Source organism: Legionella sp. 27cVA30 (assembly GCF_024160945.1).
In the GTDB taxonomy this organism is placed as follows: domain Bacteria; phylum Pseudomonadota; class Gammaproteobacteria; order Legionellales; family Legionellaceae; genus Legionella_A; species Legionella_A septentrionalis.
In genome coordinates, this window is the sequence record NZ_JAMYXK010000002.1 from 1,091,583 (window position 1) to 1,105,083 (window position 13,501).

Consider the following 13,501-nt stretch of genomic DNA (forward strand, 5'->3'; position numbering starts at 1 on the left):
ACCTTAGCAACAATGTGTGCGTATAAAATCAATAATGGTTGCAGCAAACGTGTTAGCACCCCATAAATCATTATGGCCACGGTGCTTGAAAGCGGCCAGATGTTTGGGTTGGTTGGCAGCCTTAAACAAAGATTTTGCCTGCATGAATGGCACAATTTGATCCTGTTTACCATGTAAAATTAATAACGGCATATGCAAGTTTTTAATCTTTTGCAGTGATTCAAAGCGATCCCATAATTTGATAGGAAACCATGGATAATGATGCCGTGCCACATCGGACAGTGAAGTAAATGGTGATTGCAACAGCAAAGCACAAACGTGATATTCAACAGCCATTTGCACAGCTACACCGCTGCCCAATGACTCTCCATAGAATACAATTCGGCTTAAAGGTATTTTTTCTTGCAGTAAAAATTTTACTCCCGCCCGGCCATCTTTATATAAATTGTTTTCTGATAGAGTTCCGGCATTGCCGCCATAACCTCGGTATTCCAGTAATAACACCCCAAAACCTGCGCTAATAAATTGGCGAACCAGGGGCATGCGATAACCAATATGTCCTGCATTGCCATGAAAATATAAAATCGTCGGGTTATTTCGTGGCGCAGGTTTATACCAAGATTGCAAAAACAAACCGTCTTCTGTTTTTAAAGTCACGACATGCATGTCTTGCGCGCGAAAATCTTGCGGATGTGGCTTGGTGCGTGCCGGCAGATAAATTAAATGGCGTTGCCACAAGTACAAAAAAAGCAAGCTCAAGCCTAAAATCATACAACTTGTAATGATAACTTGTTTGATGACGAGCAGGATGTGCATGGAAAATTCACAACAAAATTTATTAAAAAGATTAGCATAAGCTGCAATATTCAGCAGAGAATGCGTTTTAGGAGTAAAACACCCTTCCTGCACGCCGCGTTGATTCCTCGCCACGTATCCAGGAAAAGCAGTATAATAAGAGTAGCTGACGCGCACGTTTTTTTGCCAAGCGCACCATACGCATTCACCTGGATTTTCAGTCTTTGGTGCATCTGTAACTTCTTTCGCAGCAGAGCATAAGGAGATCAAAATGGAGCATATTGGAGAGCAAGATCTTATCAAGCTCAGGGAATTATTAAGACGGACCGGAGAATTTATTGCTTATTTTGAACTTGCCGAAGCGAAAATGCTGGAGTGGCGTCAAGATATGGAAACACGCGCAGCCAATCAGCAGCAGCAATTCCAACAACAAGTGCATACCCTGCAAACCGAACTGAATGCTTTTCAAGAAACACTTTCGCAAGCGGGCCTCGCCCGCCTGCGTCTTTTAATGGAGCAAACCTTAACCCTAGGTGAAGAACGCATGCATTCCATGCAAAAAATTGAAGAAGACTTTTTGCAAAAAATTGCTGCTGCGCACATGGCTTTTATACAACATAGCAAACAAATGGCTGAACAAATCAATGCACATACGGACAATGCGCTCGAGCGCATTGACACCCAATTGGCTCATTATGATGTACAACACTTTTATCGAATCGCCAATGAGAGTTGCGAGCAAGTGGATAGAGCCGCGCAAAATGCAATTATCAAGAGCGGCAGATTACTGCACAGGTTTCAGTGGCGCACGATCTTCCTGGCCTTTTTAACTACCATCGTGTCTTCATTTTTTATTAGTTTGTATATAAACGATGAATATCCTTGGGAAATTCACCAAAATGCCATGAATGAACGCAATGCCGGCAGAATGTTGATTAATGCCTGGTCTAAATTATCATACCAGGAAAGAACAAAAATTTTAGGGGAACAGGCTTATCAGAAAAGTTAACTTAAGGCATCCTGTTTCATGCTGCTAATATTCGTGGTAATTTCTCTGGCGAGCATTCTCGCCTTCTATGTTTTTTCCCTTCGTAAAAAGAATAAGGTAAAACGCTGGTATAAAATTTTGCAATTAAAAAAACACGAAGCATGCTTTAAGCAAATTTATTGCGGGGTAAATGGCTTTACCTTATCGCAGACGGCACGACAGCACCAAGATGCTATTGAATATCTTTATGGCGAAATTGATTTTGTATCATTCATTGCCTTGCTTTCGCTGGCAAATCCTAAAAAAGACACTGTATTTTATGATCTTGGCAGCGGTACTGGTAAAGCTGTGTTAGCCTGTGCGATGGTATTTGATGTGCAAAAAAGTATAGGGATTGAATTATTTACTCTCTTGCATAAAACGGCGGTAAAACAATGCAAACGTTTACAATCCCTTCCCGAATATGCACGGCAAGCAGAAAAAATTTTTTTCATAAATAATAATTTTTTACATGAAGATTTTGCGGATGCCACGCTTATTTTTATCAATGCCGTAGCTTTCATTGGCGAAACATGGGTAATGTTGAATCAGCGTTTGGCAAGAACAGCTTGCCCTACCGTGATTACCATTGGCAAAAAACTGCTGACGGATGCTTTTGTCATGACTAAAACCACGACGGTAACCATGAGCTGGGGCTTGGTGACTGCCTATATCCAGCAGCGGAAGAACTTGCTGCAGCTAAATCCTGCCAATCATCGCATTGATAACATTGAATAATTCCCTTGGCAGTCTATACTAATAGCATATATTAAAAACACGACCAAGACTCAGATGTGTTCTTGATGCGTTGAGCCATGTAAATGCTCAAGCTTCAAGTTGAGACGAAGGTGTTTGGAATCAGCGGCCAACTGAGGTGGGATATGATTAAATCAGAACTCATTGCAAACCTTGCTGCAAAAATGACACATCTGCCAGAAAAGCAAGTCACACAGAGTGTTAACCAAATTTTAGAATTAATGAGCGATGCGCTTATTGAAGGCAAGCGTATTGAAATTCGTGGCTTTGGCAGCTTTTCTTTACATTATCGCCCGCCTCGCAATGCTCATAATCCTAAAACCGGCGAAAAAGTGGTCACGGAAGCCAAATACAGCCCGCATTTTAAACCTGGAAAAGCCTTGCGCGAACGGGTGGATGCTTCCCGGCATCATCGCCCAATCAGCAAAGAGTGATTATATTAAGTGCGTGGCAATGTAACCCCTTTTTGTCCCTGATATTTACCACTGCGATCTTTATAAGATACTTCACAAACTTCATTGGCTTCTAAAAAAATCATCTGCGCCACTCCCTCATTTGCATAAATTTTTGCCGGCAGGGGTGTTGTGTTGGAAAATTCTAAAGTTACATGGCCTTCCCATTCCGGCTCCAGAGGCGTGACATTGACGATGATGCCGCAGCGTGCATAGGTGGACTTGCCAAGACAAATGGTTAAAATATTGCGCGGAATGCGAAAATATTCCACGGTTCTCGCCAAGGCAAAGGAATTAGGTGGAATAATGCAAACGTCAGATTCTACATTAACGAAGCTGTTGGCATCAAATGACTTTGGATCAACGATTGCCGAATTAATATTGGTAAAAATCTTGAATTCATTGGCACAGCGGACATCATAGCCATAACTGGAAACACCATAAGAAATAATCGGGCCCTTGTCGCTGTTGCGTACCTGCCCGCGTTGAAATGGTGAAATCATCCCATGTTCCAACGCCATCATTTCTATCCAATGATCGGATTTAATAGACATATCTACCTCAGGGAACGAACTGAAACAACCTTTTATCACATTCAATACCTGAATGAAAGTGGCTACTTCGTCGTGAATTTATGCAATAATTCCCCTAATTCCATTGGGACGGGAAATACAATGGTAGAGGCATGGCCGCCCGTAGCAATCCCGGTTAACGTTTGCAAATAACGAAGCTGCATCGCTTGCGGTGCTCTGGCCAAAACTTCTGCGGCTTGTAACAGCTTTTCCGAAGCTTGCAATTCTCCCTCAGCATGAATTACCTTTGCCCTGCGGTCGCGTTCTGCCTCAGCTTGTTTTGCAATTGCCCGGATCATACTTTCATCCAAATCGACGTGTTTGATTTCAACATTTGATACTTTTATACCCCAACTATCCGTTTGTGCATCCAATATTTTTTGCACATCGCTGTTTAAACGCTCACGCTCTGCCAACATTTCATCCAATTCGTGTTGACCCAATACCGAACGCAACGTCGTTTGCGCCAATTGACTGGTCGCCTCAAAATAATTTTCCACTTGAATGATTGCCTTTTCAGGCTCCACAACCCGGAAATACACCACGGCATTAACGCGTACGGATACGTTATCGCGTGAAATAACATCCTGACTGGGCACATCCATCACCACCGTGCGCAGGTCAACCCGCACCATTTGTTGTAAAGCTGGAATTAAAATGACCAAACCAGGGCCTTTCACCCGCCAAAATCGCCCAAGCATAAATACCACCCCACGCTCATATTCACGCAAGACACGAACCATCGATACCCACAATAAAAATAAGATAAATACAAAAAAACCTATAAAAGTTGTCATCATGACTCTCCTTGTATTTCTTCTACTTGCAACTTTAAACCAAGCGCGGCCACTACCTTAATTGTTTTATGTGCAGCAATTGGCTGTTTTGCAGATACGTGCCAAATCTCCCCGCCAATTAGCGCTTGTCCTTCCGGTGCGACAGTACTTATCGTTTTCCCTGTAGCCCCGACTAAAGCGACTACACCATGTTGCACAGGCTTTCTCCGCGATCTGACCGCCATACCGGTAACCACCAGGAAAAAAATGATATTGACCGCCGCCATGGCTATGATGGCCGACCACGCTATTTGATAATGGTTTTGCTCCGTATCGATTAAAAAAATGGAACCGAGCACAAATGCCGCCGTGCCACCCAAACCCAAGGCACCAAAACTTGGAGAAAATGCTTCGCCAATAATGAACATTATTCCCAATAAAATCAGTACCAACCCTGCATAATTGATTGGTAACAATTGCAAGGCATATAAAGCGAGCACCATGGCCAAAGCGCCAATTACGCCTGGTGCTACAAATCCTGGATTCATCAATTCGAAAAAAATACCGTAAATACCCAAGAGCAATAATAAATAAGCCAGGGTTGGATCAGTAATAATGAGGAGCAAACGCATGCGCCAATCAGGCTGGATAGTGGCGATGGTATAATTTTTTACATTTAATTTAATTTCCCGATCATTTTGCACCACCGTCATGCCATCAAGCTGCCGGAATAAATCTTCTTTATTTTTAGCAATTAGATTGATGACTCCCGATTTTAACGCCTCTGGTGCGGTTAAAGTGGCAGCATTCATCACCGCTTTTTCTGCAAAACTGACATCACGCCCGCGTAATTGTGCGAGGGAACGAATGTATGCAATCGCATCATTCGTAGTTTTCTTGGCCATATTTCCCTGCGGCTTGCCGCGTTCATCATTTTCCGGCGCATCTCCTGTCAAACTGACAGGGCTTGCAGCGCCTAAGTGCGTCCCGGGTGCCATTACCGCTATGGTGCTTGCATATAATAAAAAAGTACCTGCACTTGCTGCCCGTGCGCCATTAGGTGCGACGTAAATTACCACCGGCGTATCAGACATTAAAATCGCCTGGACGATTTGGCGCATGGACTTATCTAGCCCGCCAGGAGTATCAATTTGTATGAGGATGAGCTCGGCATTTTGCCCTTTTTCGATGCCTCTTAATAAATAATCTGCGGTAGCTGGACCAATCCCGCCTTGGATGGATAATTCAATAATGCGGGAAGCTTGGGCAGCAGAAGTGAGTGAGATCCATAGCAAAGCCATTGCCAGGAAGATTGTTTTATTTGAAGCGCTGCGGTACATAACATCCTGTTAATATTTTATCCACTTCTAAAAGATAGCACATTTATGCAGTTCGGTTACCCATGCATAAAAGCCATGCATGGAAAACTTGCATGGCTTATAACAATGTGTCAGCAGGAAAATGAATCAGAAATACACACCAATCTGGGCCAACAAGGTATTGGCGGATTTACCAGTGCCTACAGTATTGACATTGCTAAGGCCTGTGGGTGCAGCACCATTTGCATATTGGCTGTTTTTATAGTCAATATCATGACGGAATTCAAGGCTTTCTACCGTATCCTTCCATAAAGAAATATTAAACACGCCGCTAATGCGTTGTGCTGGTAAATTTAAGGCTAATGCATCGCGGGAAAGTTGATACCCCAAAGCCACAGAAGCAGGTTTCTCAAAAGCCATAAATGTCATTCCCGCCTCAAATTGTGCGGCTTGCGGACGAGCGCCTTTGCCATTAAAGCTTAAATCTTGTGCACGGAATGATTCCGTTGTGCCTACCCATTCTGCTGCCAGGTTAAAGCGATCAAAATTAATATTCCCGTGCACGCCGAGCGCAGGCACGCTGCGTACTGCCTCATTACCATTGGTATAAGATGCAAAACCACCAAACGTACCACCGGTTGAAGTACCTGATGTGGTGCCGGGTACAGAGCCTGTATATTGCATGCCTGTAGCATTAGTGATGGAGCTGATGAAGCTTGCCCCTATTTCTCCATGCGTCTCGTTATGGCCAAACACATACCCTAAATTGACTCCCCCTACACCAGAATTCCCCAAGGTAGTATCGCTTTTAAACGCATATACAGCTGCAAAAGGCCCTGTATCTTGTTGGGATTTATAGCCAAGGATAAATGGCCTTGACATGGTGCGCGACATTTGTAAAGGCAACGGGGAACTGATCATTGCAGAAGAATAACGTCCGAATGGCACGAATAATTGGCCTGCGGTGAAGTAAAATGGAGATTCATCCAGATTACCGATGTTGATAAACCCCATGTTTAAAAACAATGCAGAATTTTCAACACGCTGCCCACTGTTTATAGGCGGAGAATCATCATAAGCCAACCCTAAGTAGGCTTCCACTTTTTCATTAAGTGCTGCGGCAATGTCCAACTCACCGGATCCTAAAGAAATATCCGTAGTCGTTTCATCAAAATAAGTTTTTCCTATGACGCCTATAGGTTCGACTTTACCGCTTAATGCGATAATTGGCACATTCGGCACAGGATAACCAACAGAACGGTAAGCTCTGAACAAACGTCGCCTTTGCTGCATTAAACGAATATCACGGTTAATACTTGAAATGTTGACGATGTAATCGGAACCGTCAAATGCAGGGCGGCTACCTAAATAGGGAGAAGCCACTACAGGGGTTCCCGCAATGTAAGTGATAACTTGTTCATTGGCAATTAAAGCCGCCGGATAAAAACCGAGCGATTCCGGATGTTCATCAAGAGCATGTACTGTCACTTGCGCAGCATGGAATGCCTTTGTTTCTTCCGATGTCGTGGATGTGCTTGCTGGTGGATTCTTTTGGCTTGGTGCAGCTTTTGCCTTAGCATTCTTTGCTGAATCACTTTTCTTGGCAGCCAATTGATTTTCTAATCGATGCAACTGCGATTGTAGAACTTGCGTTTGCTGCTGTAAGCGTTGCACTTCACGCTGTAGTTGCTCATTCTCGTTGGCGCCGCTAGCCTGAAAAGAGCAAATAGCCATGAGCACAATAAAAGCTTTGTGTTTCACGTGCGGGTACTCCTGTTTATTTTTTTTACTTCGCGGCGATTATAACGTGCGTATAAAAAACTGACTAGCAATAAATTTGACAAAGTGATATTTATGGGAAGGAGAACTATTAAAGAGCTTAAAGCTGTAAGTTAATTTTAAATATCAATTAACTTACAGCTAAAAAATTAAATATTGCCGAGCCAATTTATCCCTAAATATGGACCATAAAGACCGAAATCGCTGTTCAGGGTATCACCTCCCAGCGAGGTCATGGTTAAGGCATTGAAGTAATTAACAATCTGATAACCGCCCGATAAATTAAACATACCTTGGGCTAAAGTGTGGGCATAATTTAAGCCTAATTTTGCTTCAACACTCGGCACCACGGTTTTGCGGCTGCCATAGCGTGACGCCGGCACCACACTACCAGGGGAAAACACAAGCCCCCTGTCCACCCGGGTTGTGCCATATAAAATTGAGCTTTCGGTATTTGCTGTAAGGCTAAAGCCGGAGGCTACATCATAAGCATAATTAATACCAATAACCGGCCCCACCCCGTTAAAATCGCTACGGTTGAATTCGCTAATAGCGGTAACGCCTGCTGGTATGGCAGCAGCTGGAAGAGTGTAAGCATGGTTATGATCGTTGCGGATGCTGGCATACTGCAAGCCACCGTAAAATTGGGCATTTTTTACAAGTCCAAAATCGACATGTTGCCCCATGACCAAATTGACTTGATCAAAGCGGTTTAGAATATTTAAGTTATAATTGGCTACTCCAAAAGGAGTTCCCCCAGTAAAAGCTCCTGCATCCGTACTTACATCGTAATGCAGCCAACTGATATTGAGATTATTTCCGGTATTAAAATGATAAGAACCTTCTAAGGCAAATCCCCAACCCCAATCGTTCTCAGCTTCACGAAAAGAAGTTCCCAAGGGGAAATAAACTCTTTCACCAGTGAGAATGGGTTTTAAGTAAAGCGCCTGTATACCTATATCCCAGCCTGCAAGGGGACAAGGAACGGTTACGTTATCTGCTGTACAACCCACAACTGAACCGGCTGTACCTGCAGAGACCAAACTGCTGGCAGTCAAACCTAAGAGAGCTAAGGTTAGTTTTCTCAACATGATTACTCCATTTTGATAAAAAAAAACCCATCACCGAAGGGATGGGTTTTGTAAATCAGGTTGTAGCGGATTAGACAACAGTGCCGACCCACTTCAGACCGATGTAAGGTCCTTGAACTCCGAAGTCAGAATCGCCAGCTTCGAATACGCTGTCTGCTTGCAGAGCGTTGAAGTAGTTAACCCACATGTAACCAACGTCCAGACTCAGATCGCCTTGAGCCATAGCGTAGGTGTACATCAAGCCTAACTTAGCTTCTACTTCAGGAACAATCGCTGTTCTGCTGCCAGAAGCAGAGAAGGTTGTTGTAGGCAATCCTACTACTGTGCTAGCAGAAGCGGAGCTGAACTTGCTGGTTCCAGCCAGAACTGCTGTAGCGGCATTACCGTACATGGCCAGGCCGTTGCCCAAGTCATAAGACATGTCAGCGCCTACACGAGGACCGAAACCGGTGTAACGAGCTGTGTAGCCTTCGTTACCAACAGCTGTAACAACGCCACCTGCTGTTGAAGTTGTAACGCTGGTGACTGGTGTATTGATGCGAGCATATTGTACACCACCATGGAAGCGGATGTTTTTGAACTCACCGAAATCAACGTGTTGACCGAATTCTAAGTTAACAGCATCCCATCTTGGCTTAATGGTAACGCTGTTGGTGTCAACAGAACCGAATACCAATGCAGAATCTGTGGTAAACGTTGTGGTTGTGCTCTTGCCACCCAAGTGGTACCAGTTCAGGTTCAGATCATTTCCTGTGCCGAACAGGTAAGCAGCTTCAAGCTTGAAGCCCCAGCTCCAATCTGGATCGTTTTCAACCAATGTTGCAGTTGTACCTGTAGCTGAAGTAACGTCGCCTAACCAAGCCAAGTCATTGCTGTAAGAAGGTTTCAAGTACAGTGCTTGGATGCCAACTGCCCAGCCGGTATTTTCACAAGGAACAGTAACATTACCAGGGGTGCAAACAGGACCCATGGTACCAGCAAATACAGCACTGCTACCAAAAGCGAGAACAGCTACGGCTGTTTTTTTCAGATTTAACATACTTTTCTCCACTTTTTTATTATTAATTTCCGTTTTTTTCGTCAAGCCACAACTTTGTATTGACTACAGTACGCCATCATCGCTCTAATCCGAAAACGTACATGGGACGATTATCCAGCGACAATTTCCCATTGTCAACCATATTCCAACAAATTAACTTATTTTTTCCAAGTCAATTGTTTCCTATTTAGACAAAGACACTACATTACAATCAATAGCTTGCGATTAACAAACTAAACATCATGTCTCATTGATAATACAGCAATAATTCAAATAATCAACGTTTAAAATTGTTATACAACATGAGCTGAAATTCAAGAAATTCAATAAAAAATTATACTCTGGGTATAAATTTATACATAACCTAAATATTTTAAGCCGATATATGGACCTTGTAATGCAAAACCGCTTTCCCCGCCGATGTCATTAATGGTTAAAAATATCTGGCTGTTAAAATAATTTTGCCACATGTAGCCAATATCCAGGGTGAGATCACTTTGTGCCATAGCATAGGAATAAGTTATGCCAAGTTTGGCTTCCAATTCCGGGACCATGGTGATTTTAGACCCATTTGTTACCCCGGGAGTATCAATGACGCCATTCGTTACGGTATTAAAACTGCGGCGGCCTGTTAAAACAGCACCCGCGCCATTTGCATACACACCCAACCCATGGCCCAAAGTAAAGACAAAATCACCACCCAAGCGTGGCCCGACCCCTATAAATTTGGTATGCAAGCCATCGGCAGGGATGGGAAAGCCCGCAATATTCCCATAAAAATCTGTGGCAATGCGCGCATATTGCGCACCGGCATGAAAACGAACGTTATTCACTTTGCCAAAATTAAGCTGCTGCCCAAACTCGGCATTGACTGCATCTAATTTTGGCTTTAATTGCAACATGGTATTAACTGGCAAGGCCGCTGTTCCGCTTAATACAGTCCCTGTCGTTGATCTGCTGTAGTGCGTCCAGTTTACCCCCAAATCATTTCCTGAACCGAAACGATATGCACCCTCAACGCGAAACCCAAACGCCCACTTGGGATCCAATTCATTTAAATGCACACCGCCTGCTGCATCAACAAATGAAGTTAGATGGAAATTGCTCCCATAACTGGGTTTTAAGTATAAGGCTTGTATGCCAAAATCCCATTCGGAGCGGTCACAAGGCATAGTGACATTCCCCATAGTGCACAAGGTTCCCATATCGCCTGCATAAAGCGCTGCCGTGCTATGGCCGAGAAAAATAATTGTTATTATTGTTTTTTTGAAAGTGAGCATCCATTGTCTCCGCATAATGTAGCAAATAAAATCAAATTGGAAATTTATAAGTCGGCGGGATATAATTTGTCCATTATTTAGATAAGTGCAGGCACTGTCAATATCCTTCCATTGAATTAACCAGATGAAATTAAATTGCACGGTAACACGCCTTCTCAGGTTTTAAGCGTTAAAGCAGAGGAAATGCATACTGGTCTGGGCAATTTATTCACCCATCTAATAAATTTAAAAAAGATGTTATTCTATGTGCTTTTATTTATAGGTTAGGAATCATGGTGCAAACCGTAGCCATTACGCGTCCCGATGACTGGCATGTTCATTTCCGTGATGAGGATATGCTGGTGAATACCGTGCCAGCAACTGCCAGGCATTTTTCGCGTGCTCTAGTCATGCCTAACTTAAAACCCGCCTTAACTTCTTTAGCCAATCTTCTTTCTTATAGGGAACGCATTCTCGCTTCGCTAAAAAAAGGACAAGAATTCTCCCCTTTCATGACTTTTTATCTTAATGAAGCGGTTAATATAGAAGATTTGCAGCAAGCAACACAATATCCTTATATATTGGGGGCAAAACTGTATCCTGCGGGAGCTACAACCAATTCAGAGCAAGGTGTCCGCTCGCTAGAAGCGTTATATCCTTTTTTTGAAATCATGCAAGCTAATAACTTTGCCTTGCAAATCCATGGTGAAGTTACCTCAGGAGATATTTTCCAGCGGGAAGCTGCATTTTTGGATGAATGTCTGAAACCCATTATCCATGCTTTTCCTAAATTACGCGTGATATTGGAACACATTTCCACTGCAGCGGCCGTAGAATTTATAAGCCAGGCACCTGCTAATGTGGCTGCTACCATAACTCCGCACCATTTATTATATAACCGCAACCATTTACTCGCCGGAGGCATCAAGCCACATTATTATTGCCTGCCCATTTTAAAGCATGAGCAAGATCAAAAAGCTCTGCAAAAAGCTGCCACCAGCGGCAATCCTAAATTTTTTGCAGGCACTGACTCTGCACCCCATCCGCAAAAACTAAAAGAAAGTGCTTGCGGGTGTGCCGGTATTTACTCTGCCCCTTATGCAGTGAGCTTGTATGCACAAGTGTTTGCAGATTTGGGCAAATTGGATAAGCTTGAGGCATTCATGAGTCACTTCGGTGCTAATTTTTACCAATTGCCATTGAATTCAGGACGACTTGAATTAATTAAAAAACCGCAAATTATTCCTGAACGTTTGCCCTTAGGCGACGATTACGTGATTCCCGTTGCAGCTGGAGAACAAATTGACTGGAGCGTGCATGAGCTTGCATAAGTCCATACCTGTTAAACTCATCAGAGAAAGGTTTCGCGGCTTTTTGCCTGTTGTGGTAGACGTTGAAACAGCAGGCATTAATCCGCAAAAAAATGCTTTGTTAGAAGTGTGCATTGTATTGATTGAAATGGATGCTGCAGGCAAATTTTTCCCTGCCACTCATTTTTTTGAGCATGTTCTACCATTCGAAGATGCAGAACTTGATGCTGAATCATTAGCTTTTAACGGTATTGATCCGTTCCAGCCCTTGCGTTTTGCCGTAGAGGAAAAGATAGCGTTACAGCGTTTATTCACCCCTATACAAGTTGCATTGCAAAAACATAAGTGCCAGCGTGCCGTGTTGGTAGGACATAATGCCTGGTTTGATTTGCTGTTTATAAAAGAAGCCATAAACCGCACCGGGCTTTCATCACCTTTTCACGCCTTTACCTGCTTTGATACAGCCACTTTGGCTGGTTTCATTTATGGCCAAACGGTACTTGCCAAGGCGTTGCAAGCTGCCCACATTTCATTTGATGTAAACGAAGCGCATTCAGCGATTTACGATGCACAAAAGACAGCCGAGCTTTTTTGTAAGATGATGAATCTTTGGGGAGAAAAAATTATTTCCCTACCACAGCAGACCCTTCATCCAACTTCCGAATTAAGTTAAATGCAATGGCTTGTTCAAATTTAACATAAAGATTGTGGTTTTGTTTTTTTAATTTGTTCAACGCTTCCCTATCCCATTCTAAACACTCTGCAGTTACAGTCGCCACTCTTACCGTTGCATTGGCAACACCGCCTTTTAGGAAACTCATTTCACCAATGAAAAAACCGGACTGCAAATGCGCTACCACGCGGTTGTCTTTGATAATTTCCACCTCGCCTGTATTTAAAAAGCAAAGTTTGACAAGGGGTGTGCCTTGCCAGGCGATGACGTCATCCATTTTAAAAAACTGGAGTTTACCTAATTTATAAATTTTTAAAAAATCATAGGCAGACATCATATAAAAGTGGGATTGATACGTTTGTTTAACTGCGGCTGGCAAAGAAATGGGACTGCGCTCACGTATCAGGTAAATACTCTCTTTCACATGAATCAAAATAATAATGCTGCCAAATAAAAGAATGACTTTCATTCCAGGCGAATTGAGGCCGCCAATAATTGCTCCTGTGATATAAATTACTTGTCCGAGAGCATTGATCATGCGCAACAGCAGCATGTCGCGGCATAGGAAAGATAAGATTAGAACCAGCTCGCCTGCTACAAAAATAATATCTGTAGTAAGTATTTGCATACAATTAAACCTATTCCTTAGGTTA

At 43.1% G+C, this 13,501-nt stretch carries 14 protein-coding genes; 5 read left to right on the plus strand and 9 right to left on the minus strand.

Annotated features, from left to right (window positions below):
* Positions 1 to 3: 3 nt before the first annotated feature.
* On the minus strand, positions 4 to 972 hold the full coding sequence (locus tag NKV53_RS10555) for an alpha/beta hydrolase (RefSeq protein ID WP_371923194.1): 969 nt from the start codon (positions 970 to 972) through the stop codon (positions 4 to 6).
* Between the two features lie 94 nt (positions 973 to 1,066).
* Between NKV53_RS10555 and NKV53_RS10560 the strand changes: the two genes are divergently transcribed.
* From NKV53_RS10560 to NKV53_RS10570, 3 genes are all read left to right on the plus strand, one after another.
* Positions 1,067 to 1,804, plus strand: coding sequence for a hypothetical protein (locus NKV53_RS10560; protein ID WP_126953187.1), 738 nt, complete (start codon positions 1,067 to 1,069; stop codon positions 1,802 to 1,804).
* An 18-nt stretch (positions 1,805 to 1,822) separates the two neighbouring features.
* Positions 1,823 to 2,560, plus strand: a complete 738-nt coding sequence (locus NKV53_RS10565) for a hypothetical protein (protein WP_126953188.1) — start codon at positions 1,823 to 1,825, stop codon at positions 2,558 to 2,560.
* 143 nt (positions 2,561 to 2,703) lie between these two features.
* Positions 2,704 to 3,012, plus strand: coding sequence for an integration host factor subunit beta (locus tag NKV53_RS10570; protein ID WP_126953189.1), 309 nt, complete (start codon positions 2,704 to 2,706; stop codon positions 3,010 to 3,012).
* A 5-nt stretch (positions 3,013 to 3,017) separates the two neighbouring features.
* On the opposite strand, the gene dcd is transcribed toward NKV53_RS10570, so the two are convergent.
* The 7 genes from dcd to NKV53_RS10605 all read right to left on the minus strand — a co-directional run bounded on the left by dcd (position 3,018) and on the right by NKV53_RS10605 (position 10,886).
* On the minus strand, positions 3,018 to 3,584 hold the full coding sequence (gene dcd, locus NKV53_RS10575) for a dCTP deaminase (RefSeq protein ID WP_126953190.1): 567 nt from the start codon (positions 3,582 to 3,584) through the stop codon (positions 3,018 to 3,020).
* 62 nt (positions 3,585 to 3,646) lie between these two features.
* The gene (locus tag NKV53_RS10580) at positions 3,647 to 4,402 is read right to left on the minus strand and encodes a slipin family protein (RefSeq protein WP_371923195.1); all 756 of its coding nucleotides are present in this window, start codon (positions 4,400 to 4,402) and stop codon (positions 3,647 to 3,649) included.
* Entirely contained in the window at positions 4,399 to 5,718 is a 1,320-nt protein-coding gene (locus NKV53_RS10585) for a nodulation protein NfeD (protein WP_233579532.1), read from the minus strand. Before NKV53_RS10585 ends, NKV53_RS10580 begins: the two co-directional genes overlap by 4 nt.
* A gap of 126 nt (positions 5,719 to 5,844) precedes the next feature.
* Positions 5,845 to 7,458, minus strand: a complete 1,614-nt coding sequence (locus tag NKV53_RS10590; RefSeq protein ID WP_371923196.1) for an LbtU family siderophore porin — start codon at positions 7,456 to 7,458, stop codon at positions 5,845 to 5,847.
* Positions 7,459 to 7,625: 167 nt separating this feature from the next.
* Complete coding sequence (locus tag NKV53_RS10595) at positions 7,626 to 8,567, minus strand: Lpg1974 family pore-forming outer membrane protein (protein WP_126953191.1); 942 nt, start codon at positions 8,565 to 8,567, stop codon at positions 7,626 to 7,628.
* 70 nt (positions 8,568 to 8,637) lie between these two features.
* Entirely contained in the window at positions 8,638 to 9,606 is a 969-nt protein-coding gene (locus NKV53_RS10600; protein WP_126953334.1) for an Lpg1974 family pore-forming outer membrane protein, read from the minus strand.
* A gap of 353 nt (positions 9,607 to 9,959) precedes the next feature.
* Positions 9,960 to 10,886 (minus strand): Lpg1974 family pore-forming outer membrane protein, encoded by a 927-nt coding sequence (locus NKV53_RS10605; protein WP_158616416.1) that lies wholly within the window; start codon positions 10,884 to 10,886, stop codon positions 9,960 to 9,962.
* Between the two features lie 275 nt (positions 10,887 to 11,161).
* On the opposite strand from NKV53_RS10605, the gene pyrC reads away from it, so the two are divergent.
* Positions 11,162 to 12,196 (plus strand): dihydroorotase, encoded by a 1,035-nt coding sequence (pyrC, locus tag NKV53_RS10610; RefSeq protein ID WP_199740767.1) that lies wholly within the window; start codon positions 11,162 to 11,164, stop codon positions 12,194 to 12,196.
* A complete protein-coding gene (gene rnt, locus NKV53_RS10615; RefSeq protein WP_127057070.1) occupies positions 12,183 to 12,848 on the plus strand; it encodes a ribonuclease T in 666 nt (221 codons plus the stop codon). Before pyrC ends, rnt begins: the two co-directional genes overlap by 14 nt.
* On the opposite strand, the gene NKV53_RS10620 is transcribed toward rnt, so the two are convergent.
* Positions 12,799 to 13,476: a cyclic nucleotide-binding domain-containing protein gene (locus tag NKV53_RS10620; protein ID WP_253351100.1), complete on the minus strand. Its 678-nt coding sequence runs from the start codon at positions 13,474 to 13,476 to the stop codon at positions 12,799 to 12,801. The genes rnt and NKV53_RS10620 overlap by 50 nt on opposite strands.
* Positions 13,477 to 13,501: the final 25 nt, after the last annotated feature.

Bases quoted from the DNA above. Each gene is read 5' to 3' on its own strand.
- NKV53_RS10580 (WP_371923195.1), bottom strand. From the start codon at position 4,402: ATGATGACAACTTTTATAGGTTTTTTTGTATTTATCTTATTTTTATTG.
- NKV53_RS10600 (WP_126953334.1), bottom strand. From the start codon at position 9,606: ATGTTAAATCTGAAAAAAACAGCCGTAGCTGTTCTCGCTTTTGGTAGC.
- NKV53_RS10605 (WP_158616416.1), bottom strand. From the start codon at position 10,886: ATGCTCACTTTCAAAAAAACAATAATAACAATTATTTTTCTCGGCCAT.
- NKV53_RS10565 (WP_126953188.1), top strand. From the start codon at position 1,823: ATGCTGCTAATATTCGTGGTAATTTCTCTGGCGAGCATTCTCGCCTTC.
- NKV53_RS10595 (WP_126953191.1), bottom strand. From the start codon at position 8,567: ATGTTGAGAAAACTAACCTTAGCTCTCTTAGGTTTGACTGCCAGCAGT.
- rnt (WP_127057070.1), top strand. From the start codon at position 12,183: ATGAGCTTGCATAAGTCCATACCTGTTAAACTCATCAGAGAAAGGTTT.
- NKV53_RS10620 (WP_253351100.1), bottom strand. From the start codon at position 13,476: ATGCAAATACTTACTACAGATATTATTTTTGTAGCAGGCGAGCTGGTT.
- NKV53_RS10560 (WP_126953187.1), top strand. From the start codon at position 1,067: ATGGAGCATATTGGAGAGCAAGATCTTATCAAGCTCAGGGAATTATTA.
- dcd (WP_126953190.1), bottom strand. From the start codon at position 3,584: ATGTCTATTAAATCCGATCATTGGATAGAAATGATGGCGTTGGAACAT.
- NKV53_RS10570 (WP_126953189.1), top strand. From the start codon at position 2,704: ATGATTAAATCAGAACTCATTGCAAACCTTGCTGCAAAAATGACACAT.
- NKV53_RS10585 (WP_233579532.1), bottom strand. From the start codon at position 5,718: ATGTACCGCAGCGCTTCAAATAAAACAATCTTCCTGGCAATGGCTTTG.